14 protein-coding genes and 1 pseudogene are annotated in these 13,667 nt (G+C 68.3%); 11 read left to right on the forward strand and 4 right to left on the reverse strand.

Features of this window, described 5'->3' with window-relative positions:
* The first annotated feature begins 40 nt into the window (after nucleotides 1-40).
* From pstS to EPO13_03130, 5 genes are all read left to right on the forward strand, one after another.
* Nucleotides 41-1,174: a phosphate ABC transporter substrate-binding protein PstS gene (pstS, locus tag EPO13_03110; GenBank protein ID TAK69987.1), complete on the forward strand. Its 1,134-nt coding sequence runs from the start codon at nucleotides 41-43 to the stop codon at nucleotides 1,172-1,174.
* Nucleotides 1,175-1,368: 194 nt separating this feature from the next.
* Entirely contained in the window at nucleotides 1,369-2,361 is a 993-nt protein-coding gene (gene pstC / locus EPO13_03115; protein ID TAK69988.1) for a phosphate ABC transporter permease subunit PstC, read from the forward strand.
* The gene (gene pstA / locus EPO13_03120) at nucleotides 2,361-3,425 is read left to right on the forward strand and encodes a phosphate ABC transporter permease PstA (protein TAK69989.1); all 1,065 of its coding nucleotides are present in this window, start codon (nucleotides 2,361-2,363) and stop codon (nucleotides 3,423-3,425) included. Before pstC ends, pstA begins: the two co-directional genes overlap by 1 nt.
* Before the next feature lie 39 nt (nucleotides 3,426-3,464).
* Nucleotides 3,465-4,247 (forward strand): phosphate ABC transporter ATP-binding protein, encoded by a 783-nt coding sequence (locus EPO13_03125; GenBank protein TAK69990.1) that lies wholly within the window; start codon nucleotides 3,465-3,467, stop codon nucleotides 4,245-4,247.
* A gap of 1 nt (nucleotide 4,248) precedes the next feature.
* A complete protein-coding gene (locus EPO13_03130) occupies nucleotides 4,249-4,464 on the forward strand; it encodes a hypothetical protein (protein TAK69991.1) in 216 nt (71 codons plus the stop codon).
* Between the two features lie 10 nt (nucleotides 4,465-4,474).
* On the opposite strand, the gene EPO13_03135 is transcribed toward EPO13_03130, so the two are convergent.
* Together EPO13_03135 and EPO13_03140 are read right to left on the reverse strand one after the other, a co-directional pair.
* Complete coding sequence (locus tag EPO13_03135; protein ID TAK69992.1) at nucleotides 4,475-5,182, reverse strand: aquaporin family protein; 708 nt, start codon at nucleotides 5,180-5,182, stop codon at nucleotides 4,475-4,477.
* Entirely contained in the window at nucleotides 5,182-5,679 is a 498-nt protein-coding gene (locus EPO13_03140; GenBank protein TAK69993.1) for a glyoxalase/bleomycin resistance/dioxygenase family protein, read from the reverse strand. Before EPO13_03140 ends, EPO13_03135 begins: the two co-directional genes overlap by 1 nt.
* 125 nt (nucleotides 5,680-5,804) lie before the next feature.
* On the opposite strand from EPO13_03140, the gene EPO13_03145 reads away from it, so the two are divergent.
* The 4 genes and pseudogenes from EPO13_03145 to EPO13_03160 all read left to right on the forward strand — a co-directional run bounded on the left by EPO13_03145 (nucleotide 5,805) and on the right by EPO13_03160 (nucleotide 8,313).
* Nucleotides 5,805-6,149: an ArsR family transcriptional regulator gene (locus tag EPO13_03145; protein ID TAK69994.1), complete on the forward strand. Its 345-nt coding sequence runs from the start codon at nucleotides 5,805-5,807 to the stop codon at nucleotides 6,147-6,149.
* Nucleotides 6,150-6,194: 45 nt separating this feature from the next.
* Nucleotides 6,195-6,890 (forward strand): ArsR family transcriptional regulator, encoded by a 696-nt coding sequence (locus tag EPO13_03150; protein TAK70433.1) that lies wholly within the window; start codon nucleotides 6,195-6,197, stop codon nucleotides 6,888-6,890.
* Nucleotides 6,887-7,552 (forward strand): arsenate reductase ArsC, encoded by a 666-nt coding sequence (locus EPO13_03155; protein TAK69995.1) that lies wholly within the window; start codon nucleotides 6,887-6,889, stop codon nucleotides 7,550-7,552. Before EPO13_03150 ends, EPO13_03155 begins: the two co-directional genes overlap by 4 nt.
* Nucleotides 7,553-7,618: 66 nt before the next feature.
* Nucleotides 7,619-8,313, forward strand: a pseudogene (locus tag EPO13_03160) (hypothetical protein).
* A gap of 202 nt (nucleotides 8,314-8,515) precedes the next feature.
* Here EPO13_03160 and EPO13_03165 read toward each other — a convergent pair.
* Nucleotides 8,516-10,051, reverse strand: a complete 1,536-nt coding sequence (locus EPO13_03165; GenBank protein TAK69996.1) for a GGDEF domain-containing protein — start codon at nucleotides 10,049-10,051, stop codon at nucleotides 8,516-8,518.
* A 10-nt stretch (nucleotides 10,052-10,061) separates the two neighbouring features.
* Entirely contained in the window at nucleotides 10,062-11,285 is a 1,224-nt protein-coding gene (gene glgC, locus EPO13_03170; GenBank protein TAK69997.1) for a glucose-1-phosphate adenylyltransferase, read from the reverse strand.
* Nucleotides 11,286-11,372: 87 nt separating this feature from the next.
* Between glgC and glgA the strand changes: the two genes are divergently transcribed.
* Nucleotides 11,373-12,557 (forward strand): glycogen synthase, encoded by a 1,185-nt coding sequence (gene glgA / locus EPO13_03175; GenBank protein ID TAK69998.1) that lies wholly within the window; start codon nucleotides 11,373-11,375, stop codon nucleotides 12,555-12,557.
* Nucleotides 12,558-12,759: 202 nt separating this feature from the next.
* Complete coding sequence (locus EPO13_03180; GenBank protein ID TAK69999.1) at nucleotides 12,760-13,653, forward strand: NERD domain-containing protein; 894 nt, start codon at nucleotides 12,760-12,762, stop codon at nucleotides 13,651-13,653.
* Nucleotides 13,654-13,667: the final 14 nt, after the last annotated feature.

A 13,667-nucleotide genomic window follows, 5' to 3' on the forward strand; every position in this document is an offset into this window, starting at 1 on the left:
ATCCTCGGTTCACCCTGGCCGGGCCGGCAGGTCACCCGTCATGCCTAGCGTCCCGTGCCGTACCCACTGGCAGAAACCATGGAGGACCAGGGTGAAGCACACCCGCACGCTCACGCTCGCCGCCGCTGCCGCCGTCGGCGCGCTGACCCTCGCCGGCTGCGGGTCGAGCACCGGCGGTGGTTCAGCGTCGACGAGCTCAGGCAACTGCGCCTCAGGCACCATCAAGGCCTCGGGCTCCACCGCGCAGGCCAACGCGATGGACAAGTGGAAGGACGCCTACCAGGACAACTGCGCCGATGCCACGATCGAGTACCAGGGCGTCGGCTCCGGCGCCGGGGTCACCCAGTTCACCGGCAAGCAGACGGCCTTCGCGGGTTCGGACTCTGCCCTGACGCCCGATCAGCAGACCCAAGCTGACGCTCGTTGCGCGACTGGGCCGGCGCTCAACATCCCGATGGTCGGCGGCGCGATCGCGATCATGTACAACGTCAGCGGGGTCAACAAGCTGGTGCTGAACCCGGCCGTCGTCGCCGGGATCTTCAACAACACGATCACGAAGTGGAACGACCCGAAGATCGCTGCGCTGAACGCGGGAGTCACCCTGCCCGACGCGACCATCGCCCAGTTCCACCGCAGCGACTCGTCCGGCACCACAGGCAACCTCACCAAGTACCTCGCTGCCACCGCGCCCACCGTCTGGACCACGCCACCGAGCAACGACTGGGTGGCACCTGGTGGACAGGGTTCCAAGGGTTCGGACCAGGTGACGGCGTCGGTCAAGAGCACCCCGAACTCGATCGGGTACGCCGAATTGTCCTTCGTGACCGATCCAGTGAAGGCGGCCTGGATCGACAACGGTTCCGGAGCGGTCGAGGCGACCAGCGATAACGCGGCGAAGACCATTGCCGGCGCGACGGTCAAGGGCTCGGGCAATAACCTGCCGCTGTCCATCGACTACGCGACCAAGGCCGCCGGCGCCTACCCGATCGTCCTGGTGACGTACGAAATCACCTGCCAGAAGGGGCTGTCGGGCACCGACCTCGCGGTAACGAAGAGCTTCCTGACCTACACCGCGTCAGACGCCGGCCAGGCCCTGCTCGGCCCGGCCAAGTACGTCCCGATCACCGGTGACCTGCTCACGAAGGTCCGGACCGCCGTCGCGGCGATCTCCTAGCCGCCAGACGGCTCGACCATCCCGAACGCCGGCATGACGGCCCCGCACGGTTCAGGCGACATCCTCGTGCGGGGCCGTCTACTGTCGGCCTACCGCCCCCGACAACCGCGGCTGGTGATGTGGTGAGCACTCCGTTGGACACCGGCGAGCCCGTGCCGCCGGGTGCGCGCGATAGCGCGGAGACGGCCCTCGGGATGCCCCTCTCGAGCGCCCTGGCAATCGGCGGCGGGGAAGGGCCGCCCGGTTCGTCGATCAGCGGGGCATCGGTTCGCCGGGGCGACAAGGTGTTTCGTGGCGTCTCGCGCGGCGCCGGCATCTTCGTTCTGCTGCTCATGGCGCTTATCGGCGCCTTCCTTATCTGGAAGGCGATCCCGTCCCTCACGACCAACTCGGCGAACTTCTTCACCGAGCAACAGTGGCTGCCGGACCAGACTCCCCCGGTCTTCGGCATCGCCGTACTGGCCTTCGGCACGCTGGTGACCGCGGTCATCGCGATGGTGCTGGCCGTCCCGGTCGGCTACGGCATCGCCCTGTTCATCGCCTACTACGCCCACCGCCGGGTGGCCGCGGTCCTGGCGTTCGTGGTCGATCTGCTTGCCGCCGTGCCGTCCATCATCTTCGGCCTCTGGGGTCTGCAGTTCCTCATGCCGAACATGGAAGGCCTGATGGCATGGCTGGCGACGTACTTCGGATGGATCCCGTTGTTCGCCAACGACCAGCAGCTGTACACCAAGAGCATCATGATCGCCGGCGTCGTGCTCGCGATCATGATCCTGCCGACCGTGTCGGCGTTGTCGCGGGAGGTGTTCGTCCAGGTCCCCCGGACGCATGTCGAAGCGTCGCTCGCGCTCGGTGCAACCCGCTGGGAAATGGTCCGGATGGCGGTGGTGCCCTTCAGCAAGCCGGGCATGATCTCCGCCGCGATGCTCGGCCTGGGACGCGCACTCGGTGAGACCATCGCCGTCGCCCTCATCCTGTCGGCCGTCTTCGACATCAACTGGCACATCACTGAACCTGGGGGCAACTCCTTCGCGGCCAACATCGCGTTGAAGTGGGGCGAGGCTCAGGAGAACGGCCGGTCCGCCCTGATCGCCTCAGGCTTGGTGCTGTTCCTCATCACGCTGCTGGTCAATATGGCGGCACGGGCGATCATCGCCCGCCGCAAGGAATTCTCTGGAGCGAACTGATGACGCTCACCACCCCCGTGCCGACGGCGCCGACCGCGGCGAGCCAGTTGCGTGGCCGGCGGTTGCCGACCTGGGCCGGGTACGGGGTCGCAGCGGCGGCCGTCCTGTTGGCCGTCGTCCTGAACCTGACCACCTCGGTCGACGGCGTCGCCGGCACCACGGTCGTCGCCGTCCTGCTCTTCCTTGTCGGGCTGACCGGCTGGAGTTTCGCCGTCGAAGGCCGACGGCATGCCATCGACCGGCTGGCGACCACCGTCGTATACGCGACCTTCGTCGCCGCCTTCGTCCCGCTGGCCTGGATCCTGCTGTCGGTGGTGGCGAAGGGAATCGGTGTCCTCAACTGGGCATTTCTGACCGGCAACATGCGCAGCATCAGCGCCTCCGAGGAGGGCGGCGGCGTCATGCATGCCCTTATCGGGACGCTGCAACAGGTCGGCCTGGCGACGCTCATGTCGGTGCCGATCGGGGTACTCGCAGCGATCTATCTGGTCGAGTACGGCGCCGGCAAGCGCCTCGCCTACTGGATCAGTTTCTTCGTCGACGTGATGACCGGGGTGCCCTCGATCGTCACGGGCCTGTTCATCTACACCGCGCTCATCCTGGCCGTCGGTCTACCCCAGTCCGGCTTCGCCGCGGCCCTCGCGCTGACCATCCTCATGATCCCGGTCATCATCCGGTCGACCGAGGAGATGCTCAAGATCGTGCCGAACGACCTTCGCGAGGCCGCATACGCCCTGGGCATCCCGAAGTGGAAGACCATCCTGAAGATCGTCATCCCGACGGCGTTGTCCGGCATCATCACCGGCGTCATGCTCGCCGTGGCCCGGGTGACCGGCGAGACCGCGCCCCTGCTGCTGGTGACGTTCCTGGCGCAATCCACCAACTGGAATGCCTTCAACAACCCGCAGACCTCCTTGCCCACCTTCATCTGGGACCAGATCTCCCGCGGCACCGACCAAGCTGTGGCACGGGCCTGGGGCGGCGCTTTGGTGCTCATTCTCGTCGTCCTGGTCTTCTACGGCGGAGCGCGACTGATCGCCGCCCGTTTCGCACCCAAGCGCTGACCTGACCTGCTCTGCCTACCGAAACCCGAAGGAATCCCTATGGCCAAGCGGATCGACGTCTCCGACCTCGACATCTATTACGGCAAGTTCCTGGCCGTCGAGGGCGTCTCGTTCAGCGTCGAACCCAACGGTGTCACCGCTTTCATCGGTCCTTCCGGCTGCGGCAAGTCCACCGTCCTGCGCACCCTCAACCGGATGCACGAGGTCATTCCCGGGGCGCGAGTCGAGGGCAAGGTCATGCTCGACGGTGAGGACATCTACGGGCCAATGGTCGACCCGGTCAACGTCCGACGCACAGTCGGCATGGTCTTCCAACGGCCGAACCCCTTTCCCACCATGTCCATCTACGACAACGTCGTTGCCGGACTCAAGCTCGAATCGAGCAAGAAGCGCGGCGGGCGGTCGATGGACGAGGTGGTCGAACGGTCACTTCGCGGGGCCAACCTGTGGGAAGAGGTCAAGGATCGGCTGCACCGGCCGGGATCGGGGCTGTCCGGCGGCCAGCAGCAGCGACTGTGCATCGCGCGGGCGATCGCCGTCGAGCCCGACGTGCTGCTGATGGACGAGCCCTGTTCTGCGCTGGACCCCATCTCGACGCTCGCCATCGAGGATCTGATCCAGGAACTCAAGGAGCGGTTCACGATCGTCATCGTGACCCACAACATGCAGCAGGCCGCCCGGGTCAGCGACACCACAGCGTTCTTCAATCTCGCCGGAGTAGGCCAACCCGGCAGGCTCGTCGAACTCGGGCCGACCGGCAAGATCTTCTCGCAACCGGAGGAGAAGGCCACCGAGGATTACGTCTCCGGTCGATTCGGCTGAGATGCCGATGCAAGCCGCACAACACGAGATCCGGCTGCTGGAACGCCCCGGGGGATTCCTGCAGGCGGTGTGCTCGTGTGGCTGGCTCGGTGCGGCACGAAGCTCTCGAGTCCTGGCCCGCCAGGAGGCCCGCGACCACGCGCTGCTGTACGCGGGGACCGTGCTGGACGGCGATACGGCCGCCCTGCTGGGGGACATCGAAAGTGGCCACGGGTAAGGCTAGGGAGTCAACCGGCGGCGTGAATTGGTGCCGGCAGATCCAGCGGCTCTGGCCGAGCACCTCGCCTGGGGTAGAGCAGTTCGGTGAGCACCGCTCCGACAGCTGCGCCCACGACCTGGAAGCCGATGAAGGCCGGCACACTGGCGGGGGCGATGCCAGCAAAGCTGTCGGTGAAGGCCCTCCCGATGGTCACTGCCGGGTTCGCAAAGGACGTCGAGGACGTGAACAGATACGCGGCACCGATCCAGGCCGGAACGACCACAGCGCCCCAAGCGCCTCTACCCGAGCGAGTCAGCGCTCCGATAGCGAGGAGCAAACCCGCCGTCGCTACTATCTCGCCGATCCACACCCCGGTGCCGCCGCGGTAGTCGGTGGATGCCTCGACGGCAGGCAACGAAAACATCACGTTGGCCAGCATCACCCCGACGACCGCCCCGACGAGCTGCACGACGACATAGGCCGCGGCTTCCCGAGCCCGGACCTCGCGGCGCACGAGCGCAACTCCGGTGACCAGCGGATTGAAATGCGCGCCGGACACCGGGCCCAGCACTGCAATCAGGACCCCGAGACCAGCCACGGTGGCGCCGGCGTTCAAGAGAAGCTGGAGTCCGACGTCGTTGCTGAGACTCGTGGCCATGATTCCCGACCCGACAACAATCGACACGAGCAGACCGGTGCCGAGGAACTCGGCCAGCAATCGCCGAGGAAGATCCATCAGCAACAGGCCTGGGGCGCAGCGGCTCCAGACGACGCGGAGGATGTGCAGCAGTCCCCGTCGTTGAGGGTCGTCAGGACCCGCCGGCCGTCGGGACCGTGCGCCGGGCTCTGCGGGGCGTCGTCAGTGACCACGTAGACCTCCCACGGTGCGCCCGCGGGGTCGTGCACCCACACCTTGTCCTGTACTGCGTAGCAGCAGGTGGTTCCGCGCTCGTCAACCGTGGTCAGACCGGCGGTGGCGAGTCGGTCCGATGCGGCGGCGACCTCGGCCGGGTCGCTCACCTCGACTCCCAGGTGGTTGAGAGCGCCGAGGACGCCCGAACCTCGGGCTTCGACCGATGTCTCCAGCAGGACGAGCTTGAGGGGTGGCTCGATCACGGCGAAGTTCGCGTAGCCCGGGCGCCGTTTGTGAGGCTCGACGCCGAAGAGTCGGGTGTAGAAGGCGACTGACGCCTCCAGATCGGAGACGTTGAGCGCGAGCTGGACCCTGGACACGGGACCTCCTGGCCTTGACGCAGCACATTGATGGTGTTCGATACCCACCAGGGTGGCGCACCATATCGACAGCTGTCAATATTGAGTCCCGTCGATGTTGGCGAGAGGATGAGAAGGGGCCAGCCATGAGTCGATCTCGGACAACGTTGACCGTGCTCGAGGATTCTTGCTGCCCAACAACTCTCGCCGACCCACTCCCGCGCGACGTCGCTGAGGAGCTCGCACATCTGCTCAAGGCGGTGGCCGATCCAGCCCGCCTGCAGCTGCTGTCACTCATCGGCCGCAGTGCCGATGGCCAGGTGTGCCAGTGTGACCTGACCGGCCCTTTGGGCTTGTCGCAGCCCACCGTGAGCCATCACTTGCGAGTGCTCGTCGACGCCGGCGTCCTCAGCCGCGAGCGGCGGGGGTCATGGGTCTGGTTCTCGCTCGTGCCGGACCGGCTGTCGCAAATTGCGGCGATCTTCGGCTGAGACGAGGGGTTGACTGCTGACTCTTGCTCCATGACTATTGAGTCAATGAGTGCGGAGTGGTCAACGGAGCTTGTAGCTCGGGCACGAGCGCATGCGGCGCTCGGCGAACCCGCGCGCCTCGCCATTGTGGAACGGCTGACCCTGGGCGACGCCGCGCCCTCCGAGTTGGCGGCCGACCTGGGGATTGCGTCCAACCTGCTGGCTCACCACCTCAGAGTGTTGGTCGACGGAGGCCTCATCATCCGAACTCGATCCGAAGGTGATCGCCGCCGCTCCTACGTGCAGCTGATCCACCGTTCACCGGACACGCTGCCGAGTGCCGACCGCCTCGCAGCTGGGCGCGTCGTGTTCGTCTGCACCCGGCACTCGGCACGCTCTCACCTGGCCGCAGCGGCCTGGGCCCGCCGCAGCACCGTGCCCGTGGCCTCGGCCGGGACGCATCCGGCCGGGGCAGTGCATCCGGGTGCGACCGCGGCTGCCCGACGGCGCAACCTCCGCATTGCGCCAGTTCGGACAGCCCACATCAACGACGTAGTCGAGTCCGGCGACCTCCTGGTCGCGGTCTGCGACAACGCGTACGAGGAGCTCGCCGCGGTTGGACCTGTCCCGCGGCTGCACTGGGCTGTGCCAGACCCGGTACGGGTCGACAGCCCGGCGGCCTTTGACGCCGCCCTGGACAACATCGAAGGTCGGATCGAACTTCTAGCGCAGGCAGTCGACGCATCGGAGGAGCCACCATGACCGGTACCACTCAGCCCCCGTATTCGGAGATCACGCTCGACCAGCAGGTCGCGCTGAAGACTGCCGCCACCCGACTGCAGCAGAACTTCGACGGCACCTTCGGCGTCGAGACGATCGAGAAGTTTCTCTACTCCTCCTACGACCAGTTCGCCGATCGGTCCAGCGTCGCGAACTTCCTGCCACTATTGGCCGAGCGGTTCGCTCGGCAGCGACTGCGGGCGCTGGCGCGCGTCGAGGGTAAGGGCGCCGACGCGGGCATCCCGACTGTGCTCTTCCTCTGCGTCCACAACGCCGGTCGGTCCCAGATGGCGATGGGCTTCTTCGAACACCTAGCTGGCGACCGAGCTATCGCGTGGTCGGGCGGCTCCGAACCCGGACACGAAGTGAACCCGTCGGCCGTCGCGGCGATGAAAGAGAAGGGCATCGACATCACCCAGGAGTACCCGAAGCCCTGGACCGACGAGATCGTCCGGGCAGCAGATGTCGTCATCACTATGGGTTGCGGAGATGCCTGCCCTGTCTTTCCCGGCAAGCGCTACCTCGACTGGACCCTGGAGGACCCCGCCGGGCAGGGCGTTGAGGCCGTACGACCCATCCGCGATGAGATCGAAAGGCGAGTCCGCGAGTTGCTCACCGAGCTCGGCGTTCCCGCCGCTGCCTGACGATCGACCGCAGCCCCTGCCGACCAGTTCGAAGCCGTACCGACGGACCGCAGGCAGGAGCCCGCTGTGCCCATCAGGCACATCGTCACGGTTGGCGGCAGCGACGCAGGCCTTGGCGCCGCACTTCGAGCCCGAGAGTTCGACCCGGATAGCGAGGTCACCGTCCTACGTGTCCGGAGAGGTCAGCCATTGGACAAACCTCGCGCACCGCACCGCGGCGGACCTCGAGGCAGCTGGGACAACGTTGTGCACGAATACGACCGCAATGCAGATCGACGCCCCTGGCCGACGGTTGATAGTTCGCGATCGCGACGGCCGCGCGGGGTCGATCCGGTACGACGCCCTGGTGGTCGGCACTGGGGCGATCAGCGTCCGGCCACCGATCGCCGGGCTGACCGGTGCGGCTGCGCTCGGCCCCGCGGACGGGGTGCACCTGCTGCACTCGATGGGTGACATGTTTGCGTTGATGGACACCATCGTCAGTCGGGAAGCCAAGACAGCCGTGGTGGTCGGCGCCGGCTATCGGCGTAGAGATGGCCGAAGGCTTGACGGCCCGCGGATGGTCGGGCGCCGCGGCGCCCGAGATCTCCAAGCGTGTTGACGTCTTCGCGACCGCTATTTTCCACGAGATGTCCGTGGCTGAGCTCAGCGAACTCGACCTGTCCTACACTCCACCGCTCGGGTCGCCCTGGGATGCCGTACAGATGGCGGCCCACGCCTGGAAGCGAGCCCATTCGGCAATCGACCACGTGACCTCGTAGGTTCGGACCAGCCCTAGGCGGGCGCGTACACCTTGACGTAGTCAATCTCGACAAACGGCTCGGAGAAGTCGCCTACGGGGACGCCGATCCCTTCCGCCTGAATGGCTAAGTGCATCGGGACGGCCAGGAGCCGGCGAACAGCGGACATGCGGAAGGTGAACGGATACCCCCACGGAAAGCGACGCCGAACGGGAGCGGGCCGCTACCGAGCGTCGAGGGGAAGCTGCTCGGCCAGCCGGTCGTCGCCGGTCAAGGTGACGACCCGGTCACGGCCGCCGGCCTTCGCCAGGTACATCGCGCGGTCTGCCCGCTCAAGTGTCGTGTCGATGCGCTCGGGCGCCGAGCGCTCCGCGATGCCGATGGACACCGTCTGGCCGGCCGGGGTCGCGTCGCGCACCAGTTCCAGCAGAGCCTCGGCCTCGGCCAGTCCCACACCCGGCAGTACCGCGGCGAATTCCTCTCCGCCGTAGCGGGCCAGGAATACCCCGGTCCGGTCCAGCACGTCGCGCCAGGCACTGGCGCAGCGTCGAAGCAACGCGTCGCCGGCCACGTGGCCGAACTCGTCGTTGTAGGCCTTGAAGCGGTCGAGGTCGAGGATCGCCACGCTCATCGGTATCCCGCGAGCCGCGCAGGCCGCCGTGACCCGCTCCAACTCGAAGTCCCAGCTGCGCCGGTTGGGCAGCCCGGTCAGCGAGTCCACCCGGGCCAGTTCGGCGAGCAGGCGTGACTGGTCCTGCACGGTCACGAACAACAGCCGGACCCGCCACAGCACGAGGGCGATGACGAACAACGAACAGGTGGCCAGCAGCCGGGACTCGGTGAGGCCGCTGGAGTAGACGACCAGCACGAGCAGACAGGGCCCGATGAGCGCGCCGACGACCACTGCGGCGAACCGGGCCCGCGAGATGCTCGACCGCGGCACCGACCGGGGCCGCACGAGTTCCCCGGCTTCGGAGTGGTTGATCGCCACGGCCAGGACCAAGGTGGCAGCGGCGAAGACCACCTGAAGCCAGGACGGCGTCGAGTCGGTGACGCCGTGCAACACCAACAGCTCGAAGACGATGTCGGCGCCGAGCATCAGGGCCTGGCTGGTGATGACCAGCACCAGCACCGGTTCCCGCAGCCCGCCGCCGACCGACAGCCGCAACAGGACCGCGAGCACCACGACGTCCATCACCGGGTACGCCGTGGACACGACGACCGAGAAGGCCGACTCGGCGGTGTCGGCCAGCAGCGGCACGATGAGGAACGCGCCCACGACCGCGACTGCGGCCGTACTCATGATCGCCGCGTCCAGCCACGCCTCGCGGTCACCGTCCGGCTGCCGGGCACGCACCAGCAGCACGAGGGCGATGGCGGTGGCGACGTACGACAGCAGGTAGGCGAAGTCCGACGGCCCCGGGTATGCCGCTTCGCCGTCGGTGACAATCGACCAGTTGTAGACGGCGTCGCCGACGAACCACAGCACGCTGGCCAGGGTGAAACTGCCCCACACGCGCCGTGCGCCGCGCGGCAACCGGGCGAGCCCGATGCCGGTGGCCACGACCGCGAGCAGGGTCGCCGCGGTGTACGCCGCCACCTGTCGGCGGGAGTCGAGCGGGGTGAACAGGACCGCGACGGTCGCCACCGCGCTGAGCACCAGCAGGGCCCTCGTGCCCCAGTCCAGGACACGCGTGCCGACGGCGTTCACTTCCCGTGCATCGGCCAGCCGGCTGGCCCTCTTGAGGCGCGAACTCACCCGTCCGGCGCTAGAGGACCTTCTGCGCCTTGCCCAGCACGACGACGCCCCCGCTGCTGACGGTGTAGCGGCCCCGATCGGCCTCGAGGTCGACCCCGATCTGGGCGCCGTCGGGCACCTGCACGTTCTTGTCGAGGATCGCGCGGCGGACCACCGCGTTACGGCCCACCCGTACGCCGGGCATCAGGACCGACCCTTCGACGTACGCCCCTTGCTGCACGTTGACGTCGTACGACAGCACCGACGTGCGCACGTGCGCGCCCGCGACGATGGAACCGGCGCCCACCATGGACTCGTGGGCATTGCCGCCCTCGACGAACTTCGCGGGCGGCAGGGGCGGCAGCGACGTCAGGATCGGCCAGTGCCGGTTGTAGAGGTTGAAGATGGGGTGCACGGACACCAGGTCCATGTGCGCATCGTGGTACGAGTCCAAGGTGCCGACGTCGCGCCAGTAGCCCCGGTCCCGATCGGTCGAGCCCGGGACGACGTTGCGGGCGAAGTCGTACACCTGGGCGTCCCCGGAACCGGTCAGCATCGGGATGATGTTGCCGCCCATGTCGTGGACGCTGGACTCGTCCTTCGCGTCGATGGACAGCGCTTCCAGCAGTGCCTCGGTGGTGAACACGTAGTTGCCCATGGAGGCGTAGGTCAACTGCGGCGCGTCGGGGATGCCGGGCGGATCAGCCGGCTTCTCCAGGAACGACCGCAGGCCCAGGCCGTCGGCGGCGACGTCGATGACACCGAACTGGTGCGCGTCCTTGCGCGGCACCCGGATGCCCGCGACGGTCACGCCCGCGCCGCTGTCGATGTGCTGCTCGACCATCTGCCGCGGATCCATCCGGTACACGTGGTCGGCACCGAACACCACCACGTGGTCGGGCTGCTCGTCGTACACCAGGTTCAGGCTCTGGAAGATGGCGTCGGCGCTACCGGTGAACCAGCGCGGCCCCAGCCGCTGCTGCGCCGGCACCGGGGTGATGAAGTCGCCCACCATCGACGACATCCGCCACGTCGTGGTGATGTGCCGGTCCAACGAATGCGACTTGTACTGCGTCAGCACGCAGATGCGCAGGTAGCCGGCGTTGACCAGGTTCGACAGCACGAAGTCGACCAGCCGGTACACGCCACCGAACGGCACCGCCGGTTTCGCCCGATCCGCGGTGAGCGGCATGAGGCGCTTGCCCTCGCCGCCGGCGAGGACGATCGCCAGGACCCGAGGACCCGCGCCTGCCACGCCGCCCAGCGTAGTCACGGACCGCGACGCTCACCACGCGGTCGCCGCAGCCCGGCGGTGTCGCCGGGGAGGTTCTAGGCTCGCGGCGTGCGAGTCGGGATGCTGACCAGGGAGTGGCCGCCTGCGGTGTACGGCGGCGCCGGAGTTCACGTCGAGCACCTGGTCGCCCAGCTGCGTCCGCTCGCCGAGGTCGACGTCCACTGTTTCGGTGAGCCGCGGCCGGACGCCGCAGCGCATCCCGTGCCGGCCGAACTGGGTGGCGCGAACGTCGCCCTGCAGACCCTCGGCGTCGATCTCGCGATGGTCGACGCGCTGGCCGGCGTCGACGTCGTCCACTCCCATACCTGGTACGCGAATCTGGCCGGGCACCTGGCGCACCTGCTGTACGGCGTACCTCACATCCTGACCGCGCACTCCCTGGAACCGCGTCGGCCGTGGAAGCAGGAGCAACTCGGCGGCGGCTACCGCATCTCCAGCTGGGTCGAGCGTGCGGCGTACCAGGAGGCCGACGCGGTGATCGCCGTCAGCGAGGGGATGCGGGCGGACGTGTTGGCCTGCTATCCCTTCGTCGATCCGGCGCGAGTCCACGTCGTCCACAACGGCATCGACACCGACGTCTACCGGCCGGTGGCCGAGGACGACGCGCTGGCGCGCTACGGCGTCCCGACCGACCTGCCGATCGTGCTGTTCGTCGGGCGCATCACCCGGCAGAAGGGGATCGGTCACCTGCTCGCGGCCGCGCGGCGGTTCGACGACGACGTCCGCCTGGTGCTGTGCGCCAGCTCCCCGGACACCCCGGAACTTGGTGCCGAAGTCGCCGCCGCGGTCGCCGAGTTGCAGGCAGAACGAGGCGACCGGGTGTGCTGGCTGCAGGGCCAGGTGTCGCGCCCTGACCTCGTGCAGCTGTTCACCCGCGCTGCGGTGTTCGTCTGCCCGTCGGTCTACGAGCCGCTCGGCATCGTGAACCTCGAGGCCATGGCGTGCCAGACCGCGGTGGTCGCCAGCGACGTCGGCGGCATCCCGGAGGTCGTGGTCGACGGCACCACGGGACGGCTCGTGCCGTACGACGCCGCGGATCCGGGCGGCTTCGAGCGTGCCCTGGCCGACACGGTCAACGCCGTGGTCGGCGATCCGGCCCTGGCGACGCTGATGGGCACGTCGGGCCGGCAACGCGCCCTCGAGCGGTTCGGCTGGGATGCGATCGCCCGCCAGACACTCGAGGTCTACGCCGCCGCCGGTGGTCAGCCGGCGCCCGGAGCCGTTTCGTCGTAACCCGGTCGCCACGTCAGAGCAAGCCGATGCACCTGACGCACCCGCTGAGCGGACGTCCTCACAAATGCGAGTCGCGGCGGGTGAAACATCAGACCCGTTCGGGCGACGCCGCGGTTTGATCGGCGGTACCTGCTGACCCACCATGATCACGAGGAAGTCGAGGGCGGGCCGGCAGATCGGGGACGGGGGCGCGGTGGACGACGTGAGCACCCGGCGTCCGGGCCACGCCCACCTGCACGAACTCGCGCAACTGCATGCCCGCACCGTTCCCGGCACCGACGGACTTCCCGGGACACTGCCGGAAGCCGCGCAGGCCGCGGCGGTCCGGGCCGAGGCAGCCCGGCGTACGGCCGAGGCGCTGGCCACCCTGCCGGAACCGTGGCTGGTGCTGCACTCGCTACCGGTCGAGGCCAGCCGCCGTCATCTCGCTCCCGACCACCTGGTCGTCGGGCCGGCCGGCATCGTCGCGATCCGGTTGGTCACCAGCGCGGACCGGGCGCGTCCGGACGTGGCGTCGGTGGCCGAGCACGTCGCGGCACGGCTGACAGCGGCGCTGGGCGAAGACCTCCCGGTAGACGCGATCACGGTGCGCGACACCGACAACGACGCCCCACACGCCGTCGAGAACCTGCTCGGCAGGCCGGAACGACTCGCCGGCGCACGGTTGGCCCGGGTGCAGTCGACCGCCCGCCGGCACTCGACGTGGGTCAGCAGTCCCCGGCCGGACGGGCCCGTCCGCCACGAGACGCAGGAGCTGGCCCGGCAGCTTGCCGCCGGGCGGCGTCTGACACCGCCAGGCGGTTCCATCGCCGTCGCCGTACGACAGGAGCGGTACGGGGCGAATGTCCCGCGCCGCATCGCGCCACACGAACGGGTCCGGCTCCCGGTCCCCGCCCACCGCGGCCCGGACGGCCTGTCGCGACAGTGGGCGCTGGCGCGCTACGAAGTCGTCGGCGTCGTTCTGGTCTGTGCCGTCGTGGCGGCTCTGGCACTCCTGCTCGCACCGGTGCTGACGACCACTCCGGCAGGGTCGCCGGGCGCTCCGGGCCAGACTGAACCGATCACGAGCGAAACTGCCGGAAGCGGCGGCGGATAGCCTGTGCGAGGGTG

The sequence above is a fragment of the Actinomycetota bacterium genome (assembly GCA_004297305.1).
Classification (GTDB): Bacteria; Actinomycetota; Actinomycetes; order S36-B12; family FW305-bin1; genus FW305-bin1.

What these genes read in the sequence shown, in the direction of transcription:
- pstS (TAK69987.1), top strand. Translation starts at nt 41, where the DNA reads ATGCCTAGCGTCCCGTGCCGTACCCACTGGCAGAAACCATGGAGGACC.
- pstC (TAK69988.1), top strand. Translation starts at nt 1,369, where the DNA reads ATGCCCCTCTCGAGCGCCCTGGCAATCGGCGGCGGGGAAGGGCCGCCC.
- pstA (TAK69989.1), top strand. Translation starts at nt 2,361, where the DNA reads ATGACGCTCACCACCCCCGTGCCGACGGCGCCGACCGCGGCGAGCCAG.
- EPO13_03125 (TAK69990.1), top strand. Translation starts at nt 3,465, where the DNA reads ATGGCCAAGCGGATCGACGTCTCCGACCTCGACATCTATTACGGCAAG.
- EPO13_03130 (TAK69991.1), top strand. Translation starts at nt 4,249, where the DNA reads ATGCCGATGCAAGCCGCACAACACGAGATCCGGCTGCTGGAACGCCCC.
- EPO13_03135 (TAK69992.1), bottom strand. Translation starts at nt 5,182, where the DNA reads ATGGATCTTCCTCGGCGATTGCTGGCCGAGTTCCTCGGCACCGGTCTG.
- EPO13_03145 (TAK69994.1), top strand. Translation starts at nt 5,805, where the DNA reads ATGAGTCGATCTCGGACAACGTTGACCGTGCTCGAGGATTCTTGCTGC.
- EPO13_03150 (TAK70433.1), top strand. Translation starts at nt 6,195, where the DNA reads ATGAGTGCGGAGTGGTCAACGGAGCTTGTAGCTCGGGCACGAGCGCAT.
- EPO13_03155 (TAK69995.1), top strand. Translation starts at nt 6,887, where the DNA reads ATGACCGGTACCACTCAGCCCCCGTATTCGGAGATCACGCTCGACCAG.